Source organism: Sphingomonas pituitosa NBRC 102491, assembly GCF_001598435.1.
In the GTDB taxonomy this organism is placed as follows: Bacteria; Pseudomonadota; Alphaproteobacteria; order Sphingomonadales; family Sphingomonadaceae; genus Sphingomonas; species Sphingomonas pituitosa.
The window spans coordinates 109,932-135,794 of the sequence record NZ_BCYY01000004.1 but is presented as its reverse complement, the minus strand read 5'-3'; the positions used below and the strand labels follow the sequence as shown (position 1 = coordinate 135,794).

Below are 25,863 nucleotides of genomic sequence, written 5' to 3'. Positions count from 1 at the left end.
GGCGTTCCGCCCGCCCGCCGCACGACCCGAAGGCATGCCGAACCGTCCGAGCCCGCCGCCCGCCGCGCCGCCGGCTGCCCGACCCGCGCCGCCGCCCGCCGCCCGGCCCGCACCCGCGCCGGAGATGCACCGGGCATCGCCCGCGATCCGGGCCCGGCAGGAAGCGCGCGGCGACTAGGCATCGCGCCGCGCTGTCGAGAGGCTGCCGTAGCGGAGAGGCGCACGTCCGCGTTCGCTCGTTCGGGGGGTGCGGGGCCGCCCCATCCGGGATTGTCCGCCGGCGCCGCTTGGGTCACCCATGGTGCGAAAGGATTGCGCCATGCCTCGCCTCGCTCCCGCCGCCCCGCCCGACGCGCAGCCCGTCGTGCTGATCGTCGACGACGATCCGCTGGTGCGCGGCTCGCTCGATTCGCTGTTCCGCTCGGTCGATTTCTCGGTGCGCAACTATGGCTCGGCGCAGGAACTGCTCGATGCCCCCCTGCCGGAAACGCCGTGCTGCCTGGTGGTGGACGTACGCATGCCGCACATGGGCGGCTTCGAATGCCGCGACCGGCTGGTGGAGCGCGGCATCGACCTGCCGGTGATCTTCCTAACGGGGCACGGCGACATCCCGATGTCGGTCAAGGCGATGAAGGGCGGGGCGGTGGATTTCCTCACCAAGCCCTTCCGCGACCAGGACATGCTCGACGCGGTCAATGCCGGGCTCGCCCGCGCCGCCGAACGCCGCAGCGCCGCCCGGGAAAGCGACGGTGTGCGCCAGCGCTTCGCGACGCTCACCGCGCGCGAGCGGCAGGTGATGGAGGGGGTGGTGCGCGGACTGCTCAACAAGCAGATCGCGGGCGAACTGGGCATCGCCGAGATCACCGTGAAGCTCCACCGCGCCAGCCTGATGCGCAAGATGGGCCTGCGCACCGTTCCCGATCTCGTCCGTGCCGCGAGCACGCTGCCGTCCCGCGACGGGAATGCGTAGTTTCCCGAATAAACACCCGTATAGCTTACAGCGCCGACCTGCCTCTCTACCTTTGCAGGCATAGTCCCGGATGGCCCGGCGGCGATGGGAATGGTGCGCGTGCGGGAAAGTCTGGTTGCCGTGATCGATGACGATGCCCTGGTGCGCGATGCGGCGGCGAGCCTGATCCGCTCCTTCGGCTACCGCACCGCGACCTATCCCTCGGCCGACGCCTATCTCGACGCCGCGCTCGACACCGCCGCTTGCGTGCTCACCGACATGCAGATGCCGGGCCGATCGGGGCTGGAACTGCGCCACAGCCTGCGCGCGCGCGGATCGACCGTGCCGATGATCCTGATGACGGCCTTCCCGACCGACGAGCTGCGCGCCCGCGCCGCGGGGCTCGATCTGGTCGCGCTGCTCGACAAGCCGGTCGATCCCGATCTGCTGTCCCGTGCGCTGGCGCTGGCGATCGGCGGATAGCTCAGGCGACGCGCGGCAGGTCGACCGTTGCGATCACGCCGCCATCGGGATGGTTGGCGATCGCGATGCGACCGTCGTGCAACTCCACGATCGAGCGGCAGATCGACAGGCCGAGGCCCATGCCGCCCGGCTTGGTCGTCGCGAAGGTCTCGAACGGCTGGGCCATCGCCGGATCCAGGCCGGGCCCGTGATCGCGCAGCAGCAGCTGGACGCGGTCGCCCCGCATTTCCAGCGCCAGCTCCATGCGCTTGTCGGGCATGGCCGCCGCTTCCATCGCCTGCAGCGCATTGGTGATCAGGTTGAGCAGCAGGTGCTGGAGCAGGATGGCATCACCCATCACCTGCGGCTCGCCGAGCGGCGACACCCGGATGCGCGCGCCGTGCGCGTCGATATCGCGCGCGGCAATGGTGAGCGTGTCGGCCACCAGCGTGCCCAGCCCCAGCGGCTGCATCTCGCCCCGCCCGCCGCCGACCAGCGAACGCACCCGGCGGACCACCGCATGGATGTTCGCCACCGCCCGGCCGAGCCCGGTGAGCGACAGCCGCACCTCCTCCAGATCGGGCTCGGGCCGGGCGAGCCAGCGGGCGGCCGCCTCGGCATAGCTCTGCACCGCGGCGATCGGCTGGTTGATCTCATGTGCGATCGAGGCGGACATCGCGCCGATCGCAGCCGTGCGCTGGACGCGCTCCAGCTCGATGCGGGTACGCTCGACCGTGGTCTCCAGCCGCTTGCGCTGGCGGATGTCGAGGATGCTGCCGGGCACGCGCGCGAGGCAGGTGCCGGGCGGGAGGCTGAACGCCACGATGACGTCGATCGGCGAACCGTCGGCGGCGATCACCTGGGTCTCGGCCTGGAACATCGGCCGCTGCTCGTCGATCGCGAGGATGCAGTCGGCGAAGCTCGCGTCGGTTTCGGGCAGGAAGTCGCCGAGCTTGCGGAAGAAGGCGGCCTTGCTCGGCACGCCCATCAGGTCGAGCGCGGTCTGGTTGACGTCGGTGATGCGCACCAGTCGGCGTGTTTCGGCGACGAAGCCGGGGTGTGCGCGCAGATAGGCGGCGAGGTCGGCAACGCCCTGCGCGCGGACGGTCGCGATGGCATCGGCGACGGGGCGGAAGTCATGTTCCCAGATGGCGATGGCGAGCGTGTCGGTCATCGTCGCGTAGCGGCGCTCCTCGCGGGCCATGCGGGCGTCGAGCGCGGCGCGGTGGAGCAGCAGGGCGGTGGTGACGGCGTTGGCGGCGAGGCTCACCAGCAGGCGCAGCATCGCCTCGGTCGCGGGGGCGTGGCGATGGACGATCAGGAAGCTCGTCAGGGTCAGCGCGGCGCAGGCAAGCGCCCAGCCGATCAACGCGCGCCGGTCGAGGCCCGCCCCGGCCAGCAACAGGACGACGACGTAGAGCGTGGCGATCGCGCTGTGGAAGCTGGTGAAGCTGTCGATCCAGAAGACGCCGAGCGCGAGCAGCGATGCAGCCAGCGTGCGGAGGCGGGCAGCGTTCCAGCGCAAGCCCGGCCGCGCTGCGCCCGAAAAGGTGACGCTGCCGCCGCCCATGGCCCTGTCCCCGAAGTTCGACATGGCGCGAGGATGCCGAAGGGGCCCGGGCGCCGCCAGCCCAAGGCGAGCGCTGCGCACCCCCCCATTTGGGGGGGCATCCGTGCGCGCGCGCGTCCTCACCGCTCCGGCGAAAGAGAACGGCGAGTGGCGGTTACAGGAGTTCCGCGACCTTTTCGGGCGGGCGCCCCAGCCGAACGCCGCGCTCGGTGACTACCAGCGGGCGTTCGATCAGGATCGGGTTGGCCGCCATCGCGTCGAGGATCGTGTCGTCGTCGGCACCTTTCAGCGGCTTGGCGGCGTCCTCGGCCATGCGCAGCCCTTCGCGCGCGGTCATGCCGGCCCGCTGGTACAGGTCCGCCAGCGTCTCGCGGCTGGGCGGAGTCTTCAGATATTCGATCACCGTAACCTCGGCGCCGGCGTCCCGAAGGATCGCCAGCGCCTCGCGCGACTTGGAGCAGCGCGGGTTGTGGTAGATTGTGGCCTTCACGCCGCGGCGGCCTCGTCCTGCTTGGCCAGCCACTCCTCGAGCCACTTGATCGTATAGTCGCCCTTCAGGAACTCGGGATCGTCGAGCAGCGCCTGGTGGAGCGGGATCGTGGTCTTGATGCCGTCGACCACGAACTCCTCGAGCGCGCGCTTCAGTCGCAGGATGCAGCCCTCGCGGGTGCGGCCATAGACGATCAGCTTGGCGATCATCGAGTCGTAATAAGGCGGGATCCGGTAGCCCGAATAGATGCCGCTATCGACGCGGACGTGCATGCCGCCCGGCGCGTGGAAGTGCGTGATCGTGCCTGGCGAGGGCGCGAAGGTCCGCGGATCCTCGGCGTTGATGCGGCATTCGATCGCGTGGCCGCGGAACTCCAGATCCTCCTGGCGCACCGACAGGCCGTGGCCTTCGGCGACGCGGATCTGTTCGCGGACCAGGTCCATGCCGGTGATCATCTCGGTCACCGGATGCTCCACCTGGAGGCGGGTGTTCATCTCGATGAAGTAGAACTCGCCATTTTCCCACAGGAACTCGATCGTGCCCGCGCCGCGATAGCCCATGTCGGACATCGCCTTGGCGACGATTCCGCCCATGTGTGCGCGCTCTTCGGGCGTGATCACCGGCGACAGCGCCTCTTCGAGCACCTTCTGGTGGCGGCGCTGGAGCGAGCAGTCGCGCTCGCCCAGGTGGATCGCATTGCCGTTGCCGTCGCCGAACACCTGGAACTCGATGTGGCGCGGGTTGCCGAGATACTTTTCCAGATACACGGTGGCGTCGCCGAACGCGGCCTTCGCTTCCGAGCCCGCCTGCTGCATCAGCGTCTCGAGCTGGTCCTCGCTGGTGCAGACCTTCATGCCGCGACCACCGCCGCCCGAGGCGGCCTTGATGATCACCGGATAGCCGGCCTTGGCGGCGATCGCCTTGGCCTCTTCCAGGTCGCTGATCGGGCCGTCCGAGCCCGGCACCAGCGGCAGGCCGAGCGCGCCGGCGGTGCGCTTCGCCTCGATCTTGTCGCCCATCGTGCGGATATGCTCGGGCTTCGGACCGACGAAGATCAGCCCGTGCGCCTCCACGATCTCGGCGAACTGTGCGTTCTCCGAGAGGAAGCCATAGCCCGGATGGATCGCATCCGCGCCCGAGATCTCGGCCGCCGAGATAATGTTCGGGATGTTGAGATAGCTCTCCGCCGCGGCCGGCGGGCCGATGCAGATCGCCTCGTCCGCCAGGCGCACGTGCATCGCGTCGGAATCGGCAGTGGAGTGCACCGCCACCGTCTTGATGCCCATTTCGTGGCAGGCGCGGTGGATGCGCAGCGCGATCTCGCCGCGATTGGCGATCAGCAGCTTCTTGATCTCGGGCATGGGCGTTCCGTTACTCGACCACGACGAGCGGCTGGTCGAATTCGACCGGCTGGCCGTTTTCGACCAGGATCGCCTTGACCGTGCCGGCGGTGGGGGCGTGGATCGGGTTCATTACCTTCATCGCCTCGATGATCAGCAGCGTGTCACCCGCGGCGACCTGCTGGCCCACGGTCACGAAGTGCTTCGCTTCCGGATTCGGCTTGAGATAGGCGGTGCCGACCATCGGCGACTTGACCGCATTGGCGGCCGGCTGCGGCGCGGCGACGATCTCGGCGGGCGCGGCAGCGGGCGCAGCGGCCAGCATCGGCGCGGGCTGCGCGGCGTACTGCACCGGCGCGGGGGCTGCGGTCACCTTGCGCGCGACGCGGACGCGGCGTTCGCCGTCCTCGACTTCGATCTCGGTCAGCTGGGTGTCATCGAGCACGGCGGCGAGCTGGCGGACCAGCTCGATATCGACCATCATTGCACCCGACTTGGTTTCTTCGGCCATACGACCCTTCTTTTAAATTCTGTAAATGAAACGGCGCCCTCTGTCAGAGACGCGCGGCGGCTTCAAGCGCGAGTATATAGGATTGTGCGCCGAACCCGGCCACGGTGCCCTTCGCCGCCCGGCCGACATAGCTGATGTGGCGGAAGGACTCGCGTGCGTGCGGGTTCGACAGATGCACCTCGATCACCGGCGTGCGGATGCTCTTGATCGCATCGTGGAGCGCCACCGAGGTGTGGGTGTAGCCGCCCGGGTTGAGGAGGACGGCGCGGGCGCCGTCTGCCTGTGCCTCGTGCAGCCAGTCGATCAGATGGCCTTCGTGGTTCGACTGGCGCACCTCGACCTCCAGCCCGAGCTCCTTCGCGCGATCCTCGAGCATGCCGGCAATGTCGTCCAGCGTGTCCGATCCATAGATTTCCGGCTCGCGGAGCCCCAGCAGGTTGAGGTTGGGACCATTCAAGACGAAGATCGTATCGGCCAATGCTGGCGCCTTTCGGTTGCGGGCAGGATGCGCCCCTCCCTATATGACCCAGCGTCTCCAATCAAATCCAAGGCACCTCATGCACAGCGACGGTACCGTCTCCATCCGGGTCAACGGCGAACACAAGCGGATCACCGCCGGGCTCACGCTCGCGCAGCTGGCGACCGAACTGGGGCTGGTGCCCGAAAAGCTCGCCGTGGAGCGCAACCTGGAGGTGGTGCCGCGCTCGACGCTGGACCAGGTGATCGTCGAGGATGGCGACGAGCTGGAGATCGTGCACTTTGTCGGCGGCGGCGACCATGCCGGCCCGCTCAGCGACGACAGCTGGACGGTGGCGGGCAAGACGTTCCGCTCGCGGCTGATCGTCGGCACCGGCAAGTACAAGGATTTCGAGCAGAACGCGGCGGCGGTCGCGGCGTCGGGCGCGGAGATCGTCACCGTGGCGGTGCGCCGGGTGAACGTGAGCGATCCCAAGGCGCCGATGCTCACCGACTATATCGACCCGAAGAAGATCACCTATCTGCCCAACACCGCCGGCTGCTTCGATGCCGAATCGGCGATCCGCACGCTGCGGCTGGCGCGCGAGGCGGGCGGCTGGGAGCTGGTGAAGCTGGAAGTGCTGGGCGAGGCGCGGACGCTCTATCCCGACATGGTCGAGACGCTGCGCGCGACCGAAGTGCTGGCCAAGGAAGGCTTCAAGCCGATGGTCTACTGCGTCGACGATCCCATCGCCGCCAAGCGGCTGGAGGACGCCGGTGCAGTGGCGATCATGCCGCTGGGCGCGCCGATCGGATCAGGGCTCGGCATCCAGAACCAGGTGACGATCCGGCTGATCGTCGAAGGCGCCAAGGTGCCGGTGCTGGTCGATGCGGGTGTCGGCTCGGCATCGGACGCGGCGGTGGCGATGGAGCTGGGCTGCGACGGCGTGCTGATGAACACCGCGATCGCCGAGGCCAAGGATCCGATCCTGATGGCGGCGGCGATGAAGGCGGCGGTCGAGGCCGGGCGGCTTTCCTATCGCGCGGGCCGGATGGCGAAGCGGCGCTATGCCGATCCGTCGAGCCCGCTGGCAGGCCTGATCTGATGCGGGCGGCCGGGATGGCGCTGCTGGCGCTGGTCGCGGTGGCGGGCTGCCATCCGCGTCCGCAGGGCGATCCGCTGGAGAATCAGGGGCCGATCTCGGCCGAGCCGGTGACGCTGACCGCGGCGGACGGGGTGAAGATCGCCGGCGTCTATACCCGCGCGGCGAAGCCCAAGGCGCTGCTGCTGCTGTTCCACCAGGCCGAATCGGGCAAGGACGAATATGCCCTGCTCGCGCCCCAGCTGGCGCAGGCGGGCTATTCGTCGCTGCGGATCGACCAGCGCGCCGGCGGCACGCTGTTCGGCGTGAACGAGACGGTGAAGATGCTCGGCCATTCGGCGAGCTATGCCGAGGCGAAGCAGGATCTCGATGCGGCGTTCGCCTGGGGCCTCCAGCAGAAGCTGCCGATCCTTCTGTGGGGCAGCAGCTATTCGGCGGCGCTGATCTTCCCGCTCGCCGCCGAGCACCCGGGCAAGGTGAAGGCGCTGCTCGCCTTTTCGCCGGGCGAGTATCTCGACGACAAGGGGGCGGTGGCGCGCGCCGCCCGGCAGGTTACGGCGCCGATCTTCGTGACCTCGGCGCAGGACGGCAAGGAAGAGGACGCCGCGCGCGCGATCCTCGCCGCGTCGCCCTCGACGCAGAAGACGCAGTTCGTGCCGAAGCTGGGCGGGGTGCACGGCACGTCGACGCTGCTGCGGACCAGGAATCCGCAAGGCGCGCAGGAAGCATGGCGCGCGACCAAGGCCTTCCTGGACGAGGTGACGCGCGGCTGATCGGGAACGGTACCGCGCGACAGTCGTTATTTCAGGCAAGTCGCAGGTGTCGTGTCGTGTGGCACCCGACCTTAGCCAGGAGTATCGATCATGGGCGAGCTGACCGACAAGATCAAAGGCAATCTCAACGAGCTGGCCGGCAAGGTGAAGCAGCAGAGCGGCAACCCGGAGACGCGCGACGAAGGCGCGGCGCAAGAGCTGAAGGGCAAGGCCCAGCAGCTTGGCGGCAAGGTCAAGGGCGCGCTCGGCGACGACATCTGAGTCGCCTGAGAGACCGGATAAGAAGCGGGCCGCCCTGGAAGGGGCGGCCCGTTTTCGTTCGGGGCTGCAATCTTGAGCCCCTCCTCCTGGGAGGAGGCGTGGGGGTGGAGGGATTCGAGAACGCGGGTTGGTCTCGGTGAGGCACTGCCCCACCCAACCCCTCCCCTGAGGGGGAGGGGCTGAGAACGGGCTCAATCCGGCACGTAGAACGCCCACATCTCCGGTTCGACCTGCGCCGCGGCGAAGCGGACTGGCGCTGCCGCCGGCCCGACCTCGCAGATCATGAACGAGAACAACTGGTCGGTATGCAGCGGATGCGGCAGCCGCACCATGTTCTTGTTGATCCAGCGCCACTCGCTTTGCCAGATCTGGCGCCCCCCGATCCGCACGCGGTCTCCCCGCTTGCCGAGATGCGCCGTCCGCCACCGCTCTTTCGCCTGCTGTCCCATGGCCGCGATTCTAGGACGAAGGCGGTTAACGGGTTCCTATCCTTTCAGCGATTTCGCAGCTTTGTGATGGTTGTCGCGGCGCTGATCACTTCGACATCCGTCTTGCAATGCAACAGCTTGAGTCCGGGCTGGGCGAGCGCCAGCGCGAGGGCAGGGGCGAAGGCTTCGGTCATTTCCACCGTGGTCGCCCAGCCGCCGAACGCGCGGGCGAGCGCGGCGAAGTCGGGGTTGCGCAAGGCTGTGCCGGAAAGCCGCGCGGGGAACTCCCGTTCCTGGTGCATGCGGATCGTGCCATAGGCGCCGTTGTCGACCACGATCACCAGCAGGTCCGCATCGTGCTGCACGGCGGTGGCGAGTTCCTGGCCGTTCATCAGGAAGTCGCCGTCGCCTGCGACCGCCACGACTCGCCGGTCCGGGAATCGCAGCGACGCGGCGACGGCGGCGGGGACGCCATAGCCCATCGCGCCGGCGGTGGGGGCAAGCTGGCTCGGCAGCGCGGCATAGTGCCAGTAGCGGTGCCACCAGCCCGAGAAATTGCCCGCGCCGTTGCAGATGATCGTATCGGCGGGAAGCTGCGCGCGCATCGCCGCGACGCAGGGGCCGAGATCGAGCGCGACGCCCGCCCGCGGCTTGGGTGTCGACCATTCCAGCCATTCGGCATGCGCCGCGGCGCCATCGAAGCGGGGCAGGCCGGCCTGCTCGGCGGTGGCGGCCGCCGCAACCGCGAACTCGAAGGGCCGGGCGCAGATCGGCAGGTCGACTCGGTAGACGTGGTGGAACTCGCTCGGGTCCGGGTGGACATGCACCAGGGTCTGCCCCGGATGCTCTGGCGTGATCAGGCTGTAGCCGTCGGTGGTCGCCTCGCCGAGTCGGGCGCCGACCACCAGCAGCAGGTCCGCCGCCTTGATCCGCGCGACCAGCTTGGGGTTGGGGCCATAGCCGAGATTGCCCGCCCAGACCGGCGAGGCGTTGTCGATTGCGTCCTGCCGGCGGAACGCGCAGGCGACCGGCAGTTCGATCGACTCGGCGAACCGGGCGAAGTCCTCCGCCGTATCCGAATCCCAGCCGCCGCCGCCCACGATCGCGATCGGGCGCTCGGCCCCGCGCAGCAGATCGTAGAGCTGGTCGAGATCGAAGGCGTCAGCGGCCTGGATCGGCTCGGCGATGGCGGGGCGGTCGACCGCCTCCACCACATCGAGCAGCATGTCCTCAGGGAGCGCGATCACCACCGGACCCGGCCGGCCCGAGGTCGCGACGTTCCACGCGCGGGCGATGTATTCGGGGATGCGGCGGGCGTCCTCGATCCGCGTCGCCCATTTGGCGAGCGGCGCGAACATCGCCGGCAGGTCGACTTCCTGGAAGCCCTCGCGGTCGCGCATGCCGCGATCGACGTCGCCGATGAACAGCAGCATCGGCTGCGAATCCTGCATGGCAACGTGCACGCCGATGCTGGCGTTGGTGGCACCGGGGCCGCGGGTGACGAAGCACACGCCCGGCCGCCCGGTCATCGCGCCGTCGGCGCAGGCCATGAACGCTGCGCCGCCTTCCTGGCGGCAGGTCACGAGATCGATGCTCGGCTCGTCGTGCAGCGCGTCGAGCACGGCGAGGAAGCTTTCGCCCGGCACATGGAAGATCCGGTCGCAGCCCTGTGCCACCAGATTGTCGACGAGGATCCTGCCCCCGGTACGTTTCGCGGTCATCGCGCGATGGTAGGCCCGGCGGGGCGGGGAAGTCGAGCAGGCAGCGCGCGCGCCGCGCACGAAAAAGCCCCGCATCGTCGCCGATGCGGGGCTTTCGGGAGAGCGAGGCGCGGGGGCGCGCCTCACTTCCGTCGCTTCGCTCAGAAGCGGTAGCCGACGCCGGCCAGCACCTGGTGGCGCACCACGTCCTGCGACGCGTTGGTGTAGCGATACTCGACCTTGCCGTAATAGTGGCCGAAGCTACGCTCCACGCCTGCGCCCAGACGGATGCCGTCCAGGTTCTCGGCGTCGCGCAGGTTGCCCGAGCGGGCGATCACGCGGCTGTTGTCATAGCCGACCTTGCCGTACAGCAGGGTGGCGGGAGCGACGACGTAGCCGATGCGCGCGCCGGCGTAGAAATCGCGGCCGCCCTTGACGGTGACGAGGTCGAAGGTCTTCTTGGTGGTGGTGCCGGTGATTTCACCGTCAACGCCGACAACGAGGTTGCCGCGCTGCAGGTCGTAGCCGGCTGCGCCACCGTAGACGAAGCCCGACGCGCTGATGCCATCCGACTTGATGTTGTCCCAGCCGGCAACGGCCTCGACGCGCGGACCCTGGAAGGTCGCGTCCTGTGCCAGGGCGGGGGTTGCGGATGCCATGAGGGCGAGCGTCGTCGCTGCGAAAATACGCATGATTAGATACCTTTGGACTTGTTACTTGTTATAACCGGATGGCCATCCAGAGCGCCTAGGTAGGCCTTTGGTTCGCAGGTGCAATATGACAAATGCATTACATCGGCTTGTGTTGCAGACGCGCAACAGTCGGCCTTGCCGCAGGGGAAGGCAGGCGAAGTTGAAAGCTGGTTCAGGTTCGCTTGACCCGGCTGCCCCGCCGGTATTATCGCCGCCGCAAACATCTGGAGGAATCGTCGATGGACAAGCTCTACCCCAACGCGAGCGCAGCGCTGGAAGGGCTGCTGTTCGACGGGATGATGATCTGCGCGGGCGGTTTCGGCCTGTGCGGCATTCCCGAGCGGCTGATCGACGCGATCCAGGCGTCGGGCGTGCAAAACCTCACCATTGCCTCGAACAATGCCGGCATCGATAACGAGGGCCTCGGCAAGCTGCTGCGCAGCCGCCAGGTGAAGAAAATGATCTCCTCCTATGTCGGCGAAAACAAGGAGTTCGAGCGCCAATATCTCTCCGGCGAGCTGGAGGTGGAGTTCTGCCCGCAAGGGACCCTGGCCGAGCGCTGCCGGGCCGGCGGTGCTGGCATCCCCGGCTTCTACACCAAGACCGGCGTCGGCACGAAGGTGGCCGAGGGCAAGGAAGTGAAGGTCTTCGACGGCGAGGAGTATATCCTCGAGCGCGGCATCCGCGCCGACCTGTCGATCATCAAGGGCTGGAAGGCCGATGAGGCGGGCAATCTGATCTTCCGCAAGACCGCGCGCAACTTCAACCAGCCGATGGCCACCGCCAGCCATCTGTGCGTCGCCGAGGTGGAGGAAGTGGTGCCGGTCGGCAGCCTCGATCCCGACCAGATCCACCTGCCGGGCATCTATGTGAAGCGGATGATCATCGGCGCGCCCTACGACAAGAAGATCGAGTTCCGCACCGTCCGCCCGCGCGAGGCGGCATGAGGCGCACCGCGCTGCTGCTCGTGGCCGGGCTGGCGCTGTCCGGCTGTGTCGTCGATGCGAGCGTAACCCAGGCGCCGCCCGCACCGGCGGCGGCCGGCGGCGTGCCAGGGGGCATGCAGTATCTCTACGGCTCGGGCGAGGCGGCGGCGCTGAGCGTGCAGGCGTACAACGCCCTGGTCGACCAGGTCCGCACCCGCATGGCCAAGGACGATCCCAAGGGGCCGCATCCGCGCAATTCGGTGGTGCTGACGTCCGACTCCACGCTTTCGGTGCCGCGCTTCCAGCCCTGCGGCGACAAGCCGGCGGCGGCGGTGTTCGACGTCGACGAGACGCTGCTGCTCAACCTCGGCTATGAGAGCGACGATGCGCAGCGCTCCGGCGGCTGGGATTCGGCGCGCTGGGACCGCTGGGAAAAGACCGGCGCGATGAAGGTCGCCGCCGTCCCCGGCGCGATCGACGCGGTGCGCGCGCTGCGAGCGCTGGGCGTGACGGTGGTGTTCAACACCAACCGCGCCGCCGCCAACGCCGCCGAGACCGAGGCGGCGCTCAACTTCGCGGGGCTCGGCCCGGCGAAGCACGGCGAGACGCTGTTCCTCAAGGGCGATGTCGACGGCAAGTCGGCCAAGGACGGCCGCCGGGGCGCGATCGCGCAGCGCTGGTGCGTGGTGGCGATGGGCGGCGACCAGCTCGGCGACTTTACCGACCTGTTCGCCGGCCTCACCCCGCCCGAGCGGCGCGCGGGCGCCGCGAGCCCGGTGATCGGTTCGATGTGGGGGCGCGGCTGGTTCGTGCTGCCCAACCCCGTCTACGGAACCGGGCTCGGTTCCACCTATGACCAAACCTTCCCGCCGGCGACGCGCTGGACGGATCCGCAGGAGAAGCACTGATGGCCTGGACCCGCGACGACATGGCGGCGCGCGCCGCGAAGGAACTGCGCGACGGCTTCTACGTCAATCTGGGCATCGGCATCCCGACGCTGGTGGCGAACCACATTCCGGCGGGCGTGGAAGTGACGCTCCAGTCGGAGAACGGCATGCTCGGCATCGGGCCGTTCCCCTTTGAGGGCGACGAGGATCCGGACCTGATCAACGCCGGCAAGCAGACGATCAGCGAACTGCCCAGCTCGGTCTATTTCAGCTCGGCCGACAGCTTCGCGATGATTCGCGGCGGGCATATCGACCTGACCGTGCTCGGCGCGATGGAAGTGAGTCAGGGCGGCGACATCGCCAACTGGATGATCCCGGGCAAGATGATCAAGGGCATGGGCGGCGCGATGGACCTGGTCGCGGGCGTGAAGAAGATCATCGTGGTGATGGAGCACAACGCCAAGGACGGCAGCCCCAAGTTCATCCCCGACTGCACGCTGCCGCTGACGGGGAAGAACGTGGTCGACATGATCATCACCGACCTCGCGGTGTTTTCGCGCGCGGACCATGCCTCGCCGTTCCGGCTGGTGGAGCTGGCGCCGGGGGTGACCGTGGAAGAGGTCGCGGCGAAGACCACGGCGCAGTATGAGGTGGCGCTGGCGACGGCGTGAAAGTTCGCGGCCCGCTTCCGCGTCGCTGGGAGTGGGCCGCTACTCCCCCGTCGTGCGCAGATCAGTTAGCGCCGGGCTGCCGTTTCGATCGATGTCCAGAACTGCCACGCATCGAATCGCGCCGGACTCATCGGCTCGGTGCCGTGCTCGAAACATCCGTTGATCATGGCATCGACATCGCGTGCCTGTTCGGCTGAGAGATCCTCCCGAAATGCAATTGCACAGGTTCGCTCGGGGATCGCTACCTTATATCCCGGGCCTAGCGCTTCGTCGAAAAGCTTTGGCAGAAGCAGGCGCGATGGGCCCAGCGCGTCCTTGTGCAACATCACTTTCAGGAAGGGGTGCCCGGCTTGATCGAGTTTCTCGCCGGATGCGGGTAGGTCTGTTGATACATCGGCGAGGTTTGTGAGTGCTGTTGCCCGCCAATCGATGCCCTGTTGTTCCCAATATTGGGCTTCCGGGTGGGAGACGTAGAAGAAAGTGTTCATGTCTCCGCATGTCGCCCAAGTGACGCAAAACGGAAGACCCTCAAGTGGGACTATCGGTCCGGGCCAAGCCGTGTCGAGCAATTCCAAGGGGAGGATAACGGGCAAAAGCCGCGAAAGATCTCGGTCAGCGGGGGCTACATAGGACCCGGCTTCCAGCGCGTCCGCCAGGTTGAGCGAGGTTGATCGACGGCCAAGCCAACCGAGAAATCGCGAAAGCACCGAGGCACTATGCGTGGTCTGAGTAACGCAAACAAGCCGCCACCCGCTGTCTTCATGACGGAAGCGCGACGACCCGAGCAGCTGGATCAGCTGGCGTTTTCCTTTCGCCAGACTGGAAATACCGCGTTGTCGGTCGATCCCATCGCCTTAGCCATTTCCGCAAGGTCGAATCCGGGTAGGGCGCACAGATAGGCGAGCAGGGCGTCCTCGCCGGCAGTGCCCTGCGGGGCCAGGCAAGCCACGCGATCATCGGCGCCGAAAAGCAGCCACCAGACATCCGCACCCCAGGGACCCGAATCATTGGTCTCGATGGCGACGCCGCACAGGTCAGCCTTCGCCATGCACTGGGCACTGCCTTTATCGTCCGTGATTTGGATGTGATCGAGGTCTAGCGCGACGATCCAGCGCGCTTCGGGTTGGGGCCGTACAGCCCGCCTTCTCAGCCATCCGAACATGCCTGCCCTCCGTTGTCGATGCTGAAGCCGCCGGCGCTCAACCGTGCACCATCTGGCAGTGCTCGAAAGCTAGCGCTTGTTGTCGATGTCCTGAGACGCCGAGCTTCGCGGCAGGTTCTCGATCGTTCCGTTCGCGTGGATGAGGAAGCGGACGAAGCCGTATCCGGTCGCCCCTGTCGTGGTCGTCACCTCATAGACCACTTCGCGGCGCAAGCGTTTGGCGGCCACTTCGGGAACCTCCGAATGAGGCGCGCCCAGGAGGGCCACGCCATACCGCAGTGGAAACTTATTGGCGCAGCCATTCTCATGGCTGACGCTTTCCCGCCAAGTGGCTTCCCTCTCGTCCTCCGCGTACACCTCGACCTGTCGTACGCAAGTGGGATGCTCGGGCGACGTGGGAGCAATGTCGAACACCACCTCGCCGTTTCGAGCGACGGCGATCAAATCATAGCTATACGAGCATCCGCCTAGCGACAGGGCAAGCAGCAGGGCGCCAAGTATCGTTCGCCCGATCCTCATCCCTCACCGCGCCGCCACCGCCGCATCGCTCGCCAGCTTGTCCGCCCGCTCGTTGTCCGGGTGCCCGGCATGGCCCTTCACCCATTTCCATTCGACCCGGTGGGGCTTGGCGGCGGCAAGGAGGTCCTGCCAGAGGTCGGCGTTCTTGACCGGCTTCTTGTCGGCCGTGCGCCAGCCATTCTTCATCCAGCCATGGATCCACTTGGTCAGGCCGTCCATCACATAGCGGCTGTCGGTGGAGAGCGTCACCCGGCAGGGGCGCTTGAGGGCGTTGAGGCCCTGGATCGCCGCCATCAGCTCCATGCGGTTGTTGGTGGTGTGCGCCTCGCCGCCGGAGAGTTCCTTCTCGACGCCGCCCATGCGCAGCAGCGCGCCCCAGCCACCCGGGCCGGGATTGCCCTTGCACGCGCCGTCGGTCGCGATCTCGACATGCTGGAGTTCGGTGGTCATGCGAGCGCCGCCAGTGCCGATTCATAGGCGCGCGCGCGCCGCCAGAAGGCCATCGGATCCTTGCGCGTCACCAGCGCGTCGGCCGGCGTGTTGAGCCAGTCCCAGGCGCGCGACAAAGTGAAGCGGATGCACGCGCCGGTCGCCAGCAGCGGCAGGATCGCGCGCTCCTGTTCGGTGAGCTTGTAGCTCGTCTCATAGCCCGCGAGCAGCGCCTCGGAGACATAGGGATCGAACCGCTCGCCCGTCGCGTCGAACGCCCAGGCGGTGTGCATCACCGCGAGGTCGTAGAGCCGGAGGTCGGTGCAGGCGAAGTAGAAGTCGATCAGCCCGGTCACCCGGTTGCCGAGCATCAGGACGTTGTCCGGGAACAGATCGGCGTGGATCGCGCAGGAATCGAAGCCCTCGCGCGGCCAGAGCGCGGTGACGCGGTCGAGCGCATGGCCGAGTTCGTCGTACAGGCCCGGCGCGATCTGGTTGAGGCTGGTGCCGCAGCGCTCGAACAGCGGACGCCAGGTGTCGATCCCCATCGAATTGGGCCGGTCCTGCGGGAAATCCGCCACCGCCTTGTGCATCCGGCCCATCGCCTCGGCGGCGGCGCGTGCCTGCGCCGGGGTGGGGTGCGACACCGAGACGCCCGACAGGAACTGGATCAGGCAGGCCGGGCGGCCTTCCAGCTCGTGGATCAGCGTGCCGTCGCGATCGGGCACCGCCGGGGGCACCGGCAGCCCGCGATCGGCGCAGTGATCGAGCAGCGCCATGAAATAGGGCAGGTCGCCCTGATCCACGCGCTTCTCGTAGAGGGTGAGGATGAAGCGGCTCTTGGTCGTGTCGACGAGGTAGTTGCTGTTCTCCACCCCCTCGGCGATGCCCTTGGCGGAAACCAGCTCGCCGACGTCGAACCGCTCGAGGAACGCGGACAGCGCCTCGGCCGAAACCTGCGTGTAGACGGCCATTACGCGGCCTCGAGCCCGCGCGGCAGCTTGAACACGACGCTTTCCTCGACCGTCTCGACCTCGCGCTCGCTGATCGCGAACTCGGTGCCGAGCCGCTCCACGACCTCGCGCACCAGTATTTCGGGGGCCGACGCGCCGGCGCTGATGCCGACCTTTTCCACGCCGTCGAACCAGGCGAAGTCGATCTCGGCGGCGCGCTGGATCAGCACCGCGCGGGCGCCGCCGCGCTTGGCGACCTCGACCAGCCGCAGCGAGTTGGACGAATTGGGCGCGCCGATCACCAGCACCAGCTCGACCTGCTCGGCGATCGCCTTCACCGCGCCCTGGCGGTTGGAGGTGGCATAGCAGATGTCGTCCGCGCCGGGCGCAAGGATGGTCGGGAAACGGCGCTTGAGGATGCCGAGCACCGCCGCGGTATCGTCCACCGAAAGGGTGGTCTGGGTGAGGAAGGCCAGGTTCTCGGGGGCCGGCACCGTCACCGATTCGGCATCGGCCTCGGTCTCGACCAGCGTCATCGCGCCTTCGGGCACCTGGCCGAAGGTGCCGATCACTTCGGGGTGGCCGGCATGGCCGACGAACAGGATGTGCCGCCCGGCCGCCACCAGCCGCTCGGCCTGGCGATGGACCTTGGAGACCAGCGGGCAGGTGGCGTCGAGATAGGAAAGCCCGCGTTGCTCGGCCTTGTGCGGCACCGCCTTGGGCACGCCGTGCGCGGAGAAGACGACGGGCACGCCGTCCGGCACATGGTCCAGCGTCTCGACGAACACGGCGCCCTTGGCGCGCAGATTCTCGACGACGAACTTGTTGTGGACGATCTCGTGCCGGACATAGACCGGCGCGCCGTATTTCTCGATCGCGAGTTCGACGATGCGGATCGCGCGGTCGACGCCGGCGCAGAAGCCGCGGGGCGCTGCAATCAGCAGCTCCAGGGGACGCTTTTCGGTGTGTGCCATCGGGTGGAGCCTCTACGCGATTGCTTGCGCGGGCGGAAGGCGGTTCCTATGGTGCGCGCCGTTCCGTCCCCGTTTCGTGCGAGATGGGGGGCGGCTGTTCGGTTCGAAAGGTTGCCCTCCCTTGTCTGTGCCTAAGTTCACCGTTCCCGCCCTGATCCTGCTCGCCGCCGGCGGCTGCGCCCGCACCGGCGAAATTACCGAAGGCGGCATCAGCGCGGTGCGCACCGCCTGCCCGGCGGTGGCGATTCCGGCCGGCACCGGCGACGTGACGCTGTTCGATCCCGCCGCCAGCCGCGAAGCGAGCGCGATCGACGTGGTGGCGACGATCACCAACGTCCAGTCGACCTGCGACGATGCCGGCGCGCAGGTGGTGACCAACGTCAAGTTCGACGTGCTGGCGCGCCGCCGCGATGCCGGTCCGGCGCGGGACGTGGTGCTGCCCTATTTCCTGACGGTGGTGCGTGGCGGCACCAATGTAGAGGCGAAGCGGGTGTCGAACATCACGCTGCACTTCGATGCTGGCCAGCTCCGCGCCAGCGCGGTGGGGCAGGCGACCAGCAGCGTATCGCATGCCGCCGCAACGCTGCCCGACGAGGTCCGCCGGCGCCTGACCGAGAAGCGCAAGGCGGGCGAGCAGTCGGCCGCAACCGATCCGTTGTCCGATCCGTCGATCCGCCGTTCGGTGCTGTCGGCGACGTTCGAGGCGCTGGTCGGCTTCCAGCTGACCGACGACCAGCTGAAGTACAACGCCACGCGGTAAGACGGGCTGCCTAAGAGCCGTCATCCCGCCTTCCGCCGGGATGACGGCGTTGAGGGCGGGGGTTCTGTCTTTCCCTTGGGGCTAATTTACCCGCAATCCCGATTGACTCCGACAAGCCCTGCCGCCAAGGCGGGCACGTCGATGTCGGGCGACCGGCATGGGCATGCGCGGGAGAGAATCCGGTTCGCCGGATCGCCGAAGGAGCAACCGCCCCGGAATCTCTCAGGCACCGAGGACCGCGCAGGCCACGACACTCTGGAAAGCGAGCCGGCCTTCGAGGCTGGGCTCCACCGAAGGGGTAAGCCGGGCACCACCCGTGCGAAAGCTCTCAGGTTCCGTGACAGAGGGGGCGATGGTGTTGCGGGGGCCAATGGGTCTCTTGCGCATCGTTGATCCTTGATGCCCGGAGTGCCCCGATGAGCGATATCGCCGAAGACACCGCAGCCACCGAAACGCCGATCGAGACGCTGCCGCTCGACGCCTGGCACCGCGCCCGCGGCGGCCGGATGGTGCCGTTCGCCGGCTATGCCATGCCCGTCCAGTATGAAGGCATCATGGCCGAGCATCTGTGGACGCGCGCGCATGCGGGTCTGTTCGACGTCAGCCATATGGGCCAGCTGCTGTTCTCGGGCGTCGATTTCGACGCCGGGCTCGAGACGCTGCTGCCGGGCGACGTGAAGGGCCTCGCCGAGGGCCGGATGCGCTATTCGCTGCTGCTCAGCGAAGAAGGCGGCATCCACGACGATCTGATGATGACGCGCCTGCCCGCCGACAACGCCTTCGAGATCGATGGCGGCACGATCTACATGGTCGTCAACGGCGCGACCAAGTGGGACGATCTGGGCGTGTTCCGCGAATTTCTGCCCGACGAAGTGACGATCAACCATTTGGAAGACCAGGCGCTGCTGGCGCTGCAGGGGCCGGAGGCGGTGACCGCGCTCGCCCGCGTGCTGCCGGGCGTCGAAAAGCTGGTGTTCATGACCGCCGCCGCGTTCGAGTGGAACGGCAACCCGCTGTGGGTCAGCCGTTCGGGCTATACCGGCGAGGACGGCTTCGAGATTTCGCTGCCGGGCGAGGCGGCCGAAGCGTTCGCCGACGCGCTCACCGCGCAGCCCGAAGTGAAGCCGATCGGCCTCGGCGCGCGCGATTCGCTGCGCCTGGAGGCCGGCCTGCCGCTCTACGGCCATGACCTCGATCTGGAGACCACGCCGGTCGCCGCCGATCTCGGCTTCGCGCTCTCGAAGCGCCGCCGCGAGGAAGGCGGCTTCGCCGGTGCCGAGCGCATCCTCGCCGAGCGCGAGCAGGGCAGCGCCATGAAGCGCGTCGGCCTGATCGTCGAGGGACGCCAGCCGGTGCGAGAGGGCGCGGCGGTGCTCGATGCCTCGGGCGCCGAAGTCGGCAAGGTCACCTCGGGCGGGTTCGCGCCTTCGGTGCAGAAGCCGATCGCGATGGCCTATGTGCCGTCGGCGCTTGCAGCGGCCGGCACCAAGATTACGCTTGTCCAGCGGGGCAAGCAGCATTCCGCGGAGGTTGTGGCTATGCCCTTCGTCCCCCACCGCTATGTCCGAAAGGGAGCGTGACATGAGCCGTTATTTTACCGAAGATCATGAATGGATTGAAGTCGACGGCGACGTCGCGACGGTCGGCATCACCGAATATGCCCAGAGCCAGCTTGGCGACATCGTGTTCGTCGAAGTGCCCGACGAGGGCAAGGAACTGGGCAAGGGCGACGATGCCGCCGTTGTCGAGAGCGTGAAGGCGGCTTCGGACGTCTATGCGCCGGTGTCGGGCACCGTCGTCGAGGGCAATGCCGATCTCGCCGAGAACCCCGCACTGGTGAACGAGGATCCGGAAGGCGAAGGCTGGTTCTTCAAGATGACGCTGAGCGACGAGAGCGAGCTGGAAGGCCTGATGAACGAGGCCAAGTACCAGGCATTCGTCGAGAAGCTGTGATTTTTGCCTAGCCCCTCCCCTTCAGGGGAGGGGTTGGGGTGGGGCGCGAGCGCAAGCGAGCGTCCTGACCTCACGGAATAAGGCGCCGCCGGGGGCATCGAGCCCCCGCCGACGCCGGCCCCACCCCCAACCCCTCCCCTGAAGGGCAGGGGCTTAAGCAGGGGAATATCAGGGAAGGAATGGCCTCGGCCCGTCCTTCCCGACGCAAGTTTCAGCCCCTTGCCCGCCTCTCCCAAACACGGGAGCCCGGGAAGAAGGAACCATGATGCGCTACCTGCCCCTTACCCCGGCCGACCGTCAGGCGATGCTTGGCACGATCGGCGCCCAGTCGATCGACGACCTGTTCGTCGACGTGCCCGAAAGCGCCCGCCTCAGCGGGCCGATCGCCGGCCTGCCGATGCACGCGTCGGAACTCGCGGTCGAACGCCACATGACCGCGCTGGCCCGCAAGAACATCGCCGCGGGCGAAGCGCCGTTCTTCCTGGGGGCAGGGGCCTATCGCCACCATGTGCCGGCCTCGGTCGATCACCTCATCCAGCGCGGCGAGTTCCTCACCGCCTACACGCCCTACCAGCCGGAAATCGCGCAGGGCACGCTGCAGATGATGTTCGAGTTCCAGAGCCAGATCGCCCGGCTGCTGGGTTGCGACGTCGCCAACGCCTCGATGTACGACGGCTCGACCGCGTGCTGGGAAGCGATCACCATGGCACGCCGCGTCACCAAGCGCGGCAAGGCGATCCTCTCGGGCGGCCTCCACCCGCATTATGTCTCGGTCGCCAAGACGATGGCGCGCTTCACCGGCGACCAGCTCGTCACCGGCGTGCCGGTGCTGAGCCCCGAGCCCGACACGCTCGACCTGATCAATGCGATTGACGCCGATACCTCGTGCGTCGTCGTCCAGTATCCCGATATTCTCGGCCGCATCGAGGACATGTCGGCGCTGGCCGATGCGTGCCACGCCAAGAAGGCGCTGCTGATCGCCGTCGTCACCGAGCCGGTGGCGCTGGGCGCGATCAAGTCGCCGGGCGAGATGGGCGCGGACATCGTCGTCGGCGAGGGCCAGTCGCTCGGCGTCGGCCTCCAGTTCGGCGGGCCTTATGTGGGCCTGTTCGCCTGCTCGGAAAAGCTGGTCCGCCAGATGCCGGGCCGGCTTTGTGGCGAGACCGTCGACGCCAGCGGCAAGCGCGGCTTCGTGCTGACGCTCTCCACCCGCGAGCAGCATATCCGCCGCGAAAAGGCGACGTCGAACATCTGCACCAGCTCGGTGCTGTGCGCGCTCGCCATGTCGGTGCACATGACGCTGCTGGGCGAGAAGGGCCTGCGCCAGCTCGCCGAGCTCAACCATGTCGGCGCCAGCGCGGCCGCCGATCGCCTGGCCGAAGTGGACGGGGTGGAGCTGGTCACCGATCGGTTCTTCAACGAATTCACGCTGAAGCTGTCCAAGGAAGCGCGTCCGGTCGTCCGCCAGCTTGCCGACAAGGGCATCCTGGCCGGCGTGTCGCTCGGCCGCCTCTATCCGGGCGTCGAGGAGTTGCAGAACGGCCTCGTCGTCGCGGTCACCGAAACCACCACGGAGGAGGACGTCGAGACGCTTGCCTCCGCGCTTCAGGAGGTGCTGGCATGAGCACGATCAACCAGTCGGGCTGGCGCCCCACCACGCCGCAGGCCGGCGAAAGCGACGCCGCCACCTTCACCGGCAACCGCGCGCTGATGCTGGAAGAGGCGCTGATCTTCGAGATCGGTTCGGCCGACACCACCGGCGTCGATTTCGGCGAAGCGCCCGCAGGCAAGTCCCGCCTCGCCGGCATGGAGCGCAGCAAGGCCATCGGCCTGCCGGGCCTGTCCGAGCCGGAGACGGTGCGCCACTATACCCGCCTCAGCCGCCAGAATTACGCGATCGATCTCGGCCTGTTCCCGCTGGGCAGCTGCACGATGAAGCACAATCCGCGCCTCAACGAGCGGATGGCGCGCCTGCCGGGCTTCGCCGACATCCACCCGCTCCAGCCGGTTGATACCGTGCAGGGCGCGCTGGAGGCGATCGACCAGCTCGCGCACTGGCTGATCACGCTCACCGGCATGCAGGCGGTGGCGATGAGCCCCAAGGCCGGCGCGCACGGCGAACTCTGCGGGGTGCTGGCGATCCGCGCCGCGCTCGACGCCAAGGGCGAGACCGCGCGCCGCATCATGCTGGTGCCCGAGAGCGCGCACGGCACCAACCCGGCGACGGCGGCCTTCGCCGGCTTCGCGGTGGAGGACATCCCCGCGACTCCGCAAGGCCGGGTCGACGTGGCGGCGCTCAAGGCGCGGCTGGGGCCGGACATTGCCGGCGTGATGATCACCAACCCGAACACCTGCGGGCTGTTCGAGCCGGACCTCAAGGACATTTCCGACGCGGTCCATGCCGCGGGCGGCTATGTCTATTGCGACGGCGCCAACTTCAACGCGATCGTCGGCCGGGTGCGCCCGGGCGATCTCGGCGTCGACGCGATGCACATCAACCTGCACAAGACCTTCTCCACCCCGCATGGCGGCGGTGGTCCGGGTTCGGGCCCCGTTGTGCTGTCGGCGGCGCTGGCGCCCTATGCGCCGCTGCCGTTCGTCGAGAAGACGGCCGAGGGCTATCGCATCGTCGAGGAAGAGAATGCGGGCGAGCATCATGCCGGCACCTTCGGCCGCATGACCGCGTTCCACGGCCAGATGGGCATGTTCAGCCGCGCGCTGACCTATATCCTCAGCCACGGCGCCGACGGCCTGCGCCAGGTCGCCGAGGATTCGGTGCTGAATGCCAACTATGTGCTGCGCTCGATGGAGGACGTGCTCGACGCGCCCTTCGCCAAGACCGGCCCGTGCATGCATGAGGCGATCTTCAGCGACAAGGGCCTGCCCGAGGGCTTCTCGACGATCGACATCGCCAAGGGGCTGATCGACGAGGGCTATCACCCGATGACGGTGTATTTCCCGCTCGTCGTCCACGGCGCGATGCTGGTCGAGCCGACCGAGACCGAGAGCAAGGCGGCACTCGACCAGTTCATTGGCGCATTCCGCAACGTCGCGACCAAGGCCAAGCAGGGCGAGGCGGCGCTGAAGACCGCCCCGCACTTCGCTCCGCGCCGCCGCCTCGACGAGACGCTCGCCGCGCGCAAGCCGGTGCTGGCGTACAAGGACGCGGCGCCCGCCGAAGCGGCCGAGTAACACCGACCCGATACCCCCCGAGAGGGTCGCACGCGCCGGTTGGAAGCCCCCGCTTCCAGCCGGCGCCTTGCGTTTAGCGCCACATCGACGGCAGAGGTTCGCCCGGCGTGCCGGGGCTATTGCGATCGCTGCCCCCGCTCTGCATACAGTATCCGCCCGCGTGCGCTGCGCCGGGTCCGCGCGGGGGCCAGCGGCGAGGAACAAGCCGTAGACCCTCCTTCCTGCGGATGGCCGACTCCTCTCCTTCGGAAAGTCTCTCGATGCGCCTGATCGCCTGCTGTCTCCTGGCTTCCCTGACCGCCGGCACGGCGATCGCGCAACAACGGCCGGTGCTGACCGACGCCGATTATACCCGCGCCGTACACCAGCTCGGTCCGTGGACGGCGCCGCTGGTCGACCATGCGGTGCGCTCGGCGCATTGGATCGACGCGCGCCGCTTCTGGTATGTCGACACGGACCACGGCGTGCCGACGATCATGCTGGTAGACGCGGGCAAGCGCACGAAGAAGGCCGCCTTCGAGACCAAGTCGCTGCTGGCGTCGCTCCATGCGGCCGGGCTGAAGGAGCGGGACGCCACCAAGCTGTATGTCGAGGATTTCGCGCCGGATCTCGCCGGGAACAGCGCGATCCTCAGCGTCGGCGGCAAGCGCTACGCGTGCGCGACGACGCAGCCCTATGGGTGCAAGCAATCGGCCGCGCCGAGCGCCGGGCAGCTCGCGGGCTATCTGGCGCAGCAGGGCCCGGCCGACGCGGTCCTCTCCCCGGACGGCACGCGCGCGGCCTTTGTGCGCGACTGGAACCTGTGGGTCCGCGACATGGCCACCGGCGCGGAGCGGCAGCTGACGACCGACGGCGTAAAGGATTTCGGCTACGCGACGGATAATGCGGGCTGGAAGCATTCGGACCAGGCGATCGTGATCTGGTCCCCGGACTCCAGGAAGCTGGCGACCTTCCAGCAGGATCAGCGCGCGGTCGCCGAGTTCACCACCACGACGACGCAGGTCGGCCACTCCAGGACGGACACGTGGAAATACCCGTTCGTCGGCGACAAGGAGATCATCCAGATCCAGCGCGTCATCGTGGACGTGGAGACCGCGAGCGTCGTCCGTCTGAAGATGCCGGCGGAGCCGCATCGCTCGTCGCTGTGCGACGACGTGGTGTGCGGCGAGGGCCCGCAGGACATGCAGTGGGCGAAGGACGCCAAGACGCTTGCCTTCGTGTCGACCTCCCGCGACCACAAGGTGGAGACCGTGCGCATCGCCGATGCGTCCAGCGGCGCGGTGCGCGACGTGTTCACCGAGACCGTGCCGACCTGGTTCGACAGCGGCTACAATGACGAAGGGATCAACTGGCGCTATCTGTCCGAGCGCGGCGAGATCCTGTGGTGGTCGCAGCGCGACGACTGGGGCCATTACTATCTGTACAGCGCCAGCACCGGCAAGCTGGTGCGGCAGGTGACCCAGGGGCAATGGAATGTCGACCACCCGATCTTTATCGACGAGCGCTCGGGCAAGATGCTGGTGGCCGGCGTCGGACGGGAGCCGGGCACGGATCCCTATTACCGCAGCATCTATGCCATCGACCTGAAGGGCGGCAAACCCAGGCTGCTGACCCCCGAGAAGCAGGATCATATCGCGGTGCCGTCCAGCGACGGGCGCTACTTTGTCGACATCTACTCGACGCCGCAGGAACCGCAGACCGCGGTGCTGCGCCGCGCAGACGGATCGGTGGTCCAGCAACTGGCGAAGGGCGACGTGACGCGGTTGAAGGCTGCGGGCTGGCAGGCGCCGGAGAGCATCGCCGTCCAGTGCAGCGACGGCAGGACGCTGTGCCACGGCCTGTTGTTCAAGCCGGGGGGACTCGATCCGCAGCGCAAATATCCGGTGATCGACTATGTCTATCCGGGCCCGTTCATGGGGACGATCCCCTCGCGGCAGTTCGCCGCGTCCTACGGGGATGCGGGTGCGCTGGCGGCGCTCGGCTTCGCCGTCGTCGAGATCGACGCGCTGGGAACGCCGCGTCGTTCCAAGACCTTCCAGGACTATTACTATCGCGACATGGGCAAGCAGGCCGTCCCCGACCAGGCCAGCGGCATCCAGGATCTGGCGAAGCGATATGCGTGGATCGACACCGATCGTGTCGGCATCTGGGGGCATTCGGGCGGCGGCAATGCGACCGCGACGGCGATGTTCCTCTATCCGGATTTCTTCAAGGTCGGGATCGCCGAGAGCGGCAATCACGACAACCGCAACTATGAGGACGACTTCTACGAGAAGTATCTCGGGTTGCTGGAAAGCGACGGGAAAAAGACCAACTACGACCTGCAGGCCAACCAGGACCTCGCCAAGAACCTGAAGGGCAAGCTGTTGCTGGCGCACGGGATGCTCGACGACAATGTGCCGGTGTCGTCGACGCTGCTGGTGGTCGATGCGCTGGAGAAGGCCAACAAGGATTTCGACCTCGTCCTGTTTCCGCGCGCGCACCACGGCTATGGCGACCAATCCACTTACATGATGCGGCGCCGCTGGGACTATTTCGTCGAGAACCTGATGGGCGCGACGCCGCCGAAGGAATTCCGGATCGAGCGGCCGGGCAACTGAAACTGGGGGGCGCAGGGGCAGGCGTGAAGCGTCGCGGTCCGGGACAAGGCCTGGAAACGGTGTTTTGACGCCGCCGCGCTTCCCCCTATGCTGCACCGCGTC

General features: G+C 67.7%; 28 protein-coding genes and 1 riboswitch. Of the genes, 14 read left to right on the top strand and 14 right to left on the bottom strand.

The annotated features are described in order from the left end of the window. Window positions 1-319: 319 nt before the first annotated feature. Together SPI01S_RS06060 and SPI01S_RS06055 are read left to right on the top strand one after the other, a co-directional pair. Window positions 320-970 carry a response regulator transcription factor gene (locus SPI01S_RS06060; RefSeq protein ID WP_066719760.1) on the top strand — a complete coding sequence of 217 codons (651 nt, stop codon included), beginning with the start codon at window positions 320-322 and terminating at the stop codon, window positions 968-970. Window positions 971-1,069: 99 nt separating this feature from the next. Then, window positions 1,070-1,432 carry a response regulator transcription factor gene (locus tag SPI01S_RS06055; RefSeq protein ID WP_169804467.1) on the top strand — a complete coding sequence of 121 codons (363 nt, stop codon included), beginning with the start codon at window positions 1,070-1,072 and terminating at the stop codon, window positions 1,430-1,432. A gap of 1 nt (window position 1,433) precedes the next feature. On the opposite strand, the gene SPI01S_RS06050 is transcribed toward SPI01S_RS06055, so the two are convergent. From SPI01S_RS06050 to aroQ, 5 genes are all read right to left on the bottom strand, one after another. Continuing rightward, a complete protein-coding gene (locus SPI01S_RS06050) occupies window positions 1,434-3,005 on the bottom strand; it encodes a sensor histidine kinase (RefSeq protein ID WP_084253289.1) in 1,572 nt (523 codons plus the stop codon). A gap of 130 nt (window positions 3,006-3,135) precedes the next feature. After that, window positions 3,136-3,471 carry an arsenate reductase (glutaredoxin) gene (gene arsC, locus SPI01S_RS06045; RefSeq protein WP_066719698.1) on the bottom strand — a complete coding sequence of 112 codons (336 nt, stop codon included), beginning with the start codon at window positions 3,469-3,471 and terminating at the stop codon, window positions 3,136-3,138. After that, a complete protein-coding gene (accC, locus tag SPI01S_RS06040) occupies window positions 3,468-4,832 on the bottom strand; it encodes an acetyl-CoA carboxylase biotin carboxylase subunit (protein ID WP_066719695.1) in 1,365 nt (454 codons plus the stop codon). Before accC ends, arsC begins: the two co-directional genes overlap by 4 nt. A gap of 10 nt (window positions 4,833-4,842) precedes the next feature. Beyond that, window positions 4,843-5,322: an acetyl-CoA carboxylase biotin carboxyl carrier protein gene (gene accB, locus SPI01S_RS06035; protein ID WP_066719692.1), complete on the bottom strand. Its 480-nt coding sequence runs from the start codon at window positions 5,320-5,322 to the stop codon at window positions 4,843-4,845. A 43-nt stretch (window positions 5,323-5,365) separates the two neighbouring features. After that, entirely contained in the window at window positions 5,366-5,800 is a 435-nt protein-coding gene (aroQ, locus tag SPI01S_RS06030) for a type II 3-dehydroquinate dehydratase (protein ID WP_066719689.1), read from the bottom strand. A 79-nt stretch (window positions 5,801-5,879) separates the two neighbouring features. On the opposite strand from aroQ, the gene thiS reads away from it, so the two are divergent. From thiS to SPI01S_RS06015, 3 genes are all read left to right on the top strand, one after another. Then, a complete protein-coding gene (thiS, locus tag SPI01S_RS06025; RefSeq protein ID WP_084253288.1) occupies window positions 5,880-6,884 on the top strand; it encodes a sulfur carrier protein ThiS in 1,005 nt (334 codons plus the stop codon). Continuing rightward, a complete protein-coding gene (locus SPI01S_RS06020; RefSeq protein ID WP_066719686.1) occupies window positions 6,884-7,654 on the top strand; it encodes an alpha/beta hydrolase in 771 nt (256 codons plus the stop codon). Before thiS ends, SPI01S_RS06020 begins: the two co-directional genes overlap by 1 nt. A 90-nt stretch (window positions 7,655-7,744) precedes the next feature. After that, a complete protein-coding gene (locus SPI01S_RS06015; RefSeq protein WP_066719684.1) occupies window positions 7,745-7,915 on the top strand; it encodes a CsbD family protein in 171 nt (56 codons plus the stop codon). A 191-nt stretch (window positions 7,916-8,106) separates the two neighbouring features. On the opposite strand, the gene SPI01S_RS06010 is transcribed toward SPI01S_RS06015, so the two are convergent. The 3 genes from SPI01S_RS06010 to SPI01S_RS06000 all read right to left on the bottom strand — a co-directional run bounded on the left by SPI01S_RS06010 (window position 8,107) and on the right by SPI01S_RS06000 (window position 10,735). Beyond that, entirely contained in the window at window positions 8,107-8,364 is a 258-nt protein-coding gene (locus tag SPI01S_RS06010; protein ID WP_066719681.1) for a hypothetical protein, read from the bottom strand. A 44-nt stretch (window positions 8,365-8,408) separates the two neighbouring features. Next, the gene (locus SPI01S_RS06005) at window positions 8,409-10,064 is read right to left on the bottom strand and encodes a thiamine pyrophosphate-binding protein (protein ID WP_066719754.1); all 1,656 of its coding nucleotides are present in this window, start codon (window positions 10,062-10,064) and stop codon (window positions 8,409-8,411) included. A gap of 140 nt (window positions 10,065-10,204) precedes the next feature. Next, entirely contained in the window at window positions 10,205-10,735 is a 531-nt protein-coding gene (locus tag SPI01S_RS06000) for an outer membrane protein (protein WP_066719678.1), read from the bottom strand. A 239-nt stretch (window positions 10,736-10,974) separates the two neighbouring features. On the opposite strand from SPI01S_RS06000, the gene SPI01S_RS05995 reads away from it, so the two are divergent. The 3 genes from SPI01S_RS05995 to SPI01S_RS05985 are packed head-to-tail and all read left to right on the top strand — an operon-like array spanning window position 10,975 to window position 13,219. After that, complete coding sequence (locus SPI01S_RS05995) at window positions 10,975-11,682, top strand: CoA transferase subunit A (RefSeq protein WP_066719752.1); 708 nt, start codon at window positions 10,975-10,977, stop codon at window positions 11,680-11,682. Beyond that, window positions 11,679-12,569 carry an HAD family acid phosphatase gene (locus tag SPI01S_RS05990; RefSeq protein ID WP_066719676.1) on the top strand — a complete coding sequence of 297 codons (891 nt, stop codon included), beginning with the start codon at window positions 11,679-11,681 and terminating at the stop codon, window positions 12,567-12,569. The genes SPI01S_RS05995 and SPI01S_RS05990 overlap by 4 nt, the downstream gene beginning before the upstream one ends. Further along, window positions 12,569-13,219, top strand: a complete 651-nt coding sequence (locus SPI01S_RS05985) for a CoA transferase subunit B (RefSeq protein WP_066719673.1) — start codon at window positions 12,569-12,571, stop codon at window positions 13,217-13,219. The genes SPI01S_RS05990 and SPI01S_RS05985 overlap by 1 nt, the downstream gene beginning before the upstream one ends. Before the next feature lie 65 nt (window positions 13,220-13,284). Here SPI01S_RS05985 and SPI01S_RS22150 read toward each other — a convergent pair whose 3' ends face one another. From SPI01S_RS22150 to ispH, 6 genes are all read right to left on the bottom strand, one after another. Further along, window positions 13,285-13,707 (bottom strand): hypothetical protein, encoded by a 423-nt coding sequence (locus SPI01S_RS22150; protein ID WP_157084580.1) that lies wholly within the window; start codon window positions 13,705-13,707, stop codon window positions 13,285-13,287. Window positions 13,708-14,012: 305 nt separating this feature from the next. Next, window positions 14,013-14,381: a hypothetical protein gene (locus tag SPI01S_RS05975; protein ID WP_066719667.1), complete on the bottom strand. Its 369-nt coding sequence runs from the start codon at window positions 14,379-14,381 to the stop codon at window positions 14,013-14,015. Window positions 14,382-14,450: 69 nt separating this feature from the next. Beyond that, window positions 14,451-14,825: a hypothetical protein gene (locus SPI01S_RS05970; protein ID WP_157084579.1), complete on the bottom strand. Its 375-nt coding sequence runs from the start codon at window positions 14,823-14,825 to the stop codon at window positions 14,451-14,453. 78 nt (window positions 14,826-14,903) lie between these two features. Then, a complete protein-coding gene (gene rnhA / locus SPI01S_RS05965) occupies window positions 14,904-15,350 on the bottom strand; it encodes a ribonuclease HI (protein WP_066719662.1) in 447 nt (148 codons plus the stop codon). After that, window positions 15,347-16,303 (bottom strand): homoserine kinase, encoded by a 957-nt coding sequence (gene thrB, locus SPI01S_RS05960; protein ID WP_066719659.1) that lies wholly within the window; start codon window positions 16,301-16,303, stop codon window positions 15,347-15,349. The genes rnhA and thrB overlap by 4 nt, the downstream gene beginning before the upstream one ends. After that, on the bottom strand, window positions 16,303-17,256 hold the full coding sequence (gene ispH / locus SPI01S_RS05955; protein ID WP_066719656.1) for a 4-hydroxy-3-methylbut-2-enyl diphosphate reductase: 954 nt from the start codon (window positions 17,254-17,256) through the stop codon (window positions 16,303-16,305). The genes thrB and ispH overlap by 1 nt, the downstream gene beginning before the upstream one ends. A gap of 121 nt (window positions 17,257-17,377) precedes the next feature. On the opposite strand from ispH, the gene SPI01S_RS05950 reads away from it, so the two are divergent. From SPI01S_RS05950 to SPI01S_RS05925, 6 genes are all read left to right on the top strand, one after another. Further along, a complete protein-coding gene (locus SPI01S_RS05950; RefSeq protein ID WP_084253287.1) occupies window positions 17,378-18,016 on the top strand; it encodes a hypothetical protein in 639 nt (212 codons plus the stop codon). A 158-nt stretch (window positions 18,017-18,174) separates the two neighbouring features. Next, a riboswitch (glycine riboswitch) is annotated at window positions 18,175-18,265 on the top strand. Between the two features lie 167 nt (window positions 18,266-18,432). Beyond that, a complete protein-coding gene (gene gcvT, locus SPI01S_RS05945) occupies window positions 18,433-19,596 on the top strand; it encodes a glycine cleavage system aminomethyltransferase GcvT (RefSeq protein ID WP_066719653.1) in 1,164 nt (387 codons plus the stop codon). A 1-nt stretch (window position 19,597) separates the two neighbouring features. Further along, on the top strand, window positions 19,598-19,969 hold the full coding sequence (gcvH, locus tag SPI01S_RS05940) for a glycine cleavage system protein GcvH (RefSeq protein ID WP_066719651.1): 372 nt from the start codon (window positions 19,598-19,600) through the stop codon (window positions 19,967-19,969). Window positions 19,970-20,234: 265 nt separating this feature from the next. Continuing rightward, on the top strand, window positions 20,235-21,593 hold the full coding sequence (gene gcvPA / locus SPI01S_RS05935; protein WP_066719748.1) for an aminomethyl-transferring glycine dehydrogenase subunit GcvPA: 1,359 nt from the start codon (window positions 20,235-20,237) through the stop codon (window positions 21,591-21,593). Next, window positions 21,590-23,161, top strand: a complete 1,572-nt coding sequence (gene gcvPB / locus SPI01S_RS05930) for an aminomethyl-transferring glycine dehydrogenase subunit GcvPB (RefSeq protein WP_066719649.1) — start codon at window positions 21,590-21,592, stop codon at window positions 23,159-23,161. The genes gcvPA and gcvPB overlap by 4 nt, the downstream gene beginning before the upstream one ends. A 260-nt stretch (window positions 23,162-23,421) precedes the next feature. Beyond that, a complete protein-coding gene (locus tag SPI01S_RS05925; protein WP_084253286.1) occupies window positions 23,422-25,761 on the top strand; it encodes a S9 family peptidase in 2,340 nt (779 codons plus the stop codon). Window positions 25,762-25,863 lie beyond the last annotated feature (102 nt).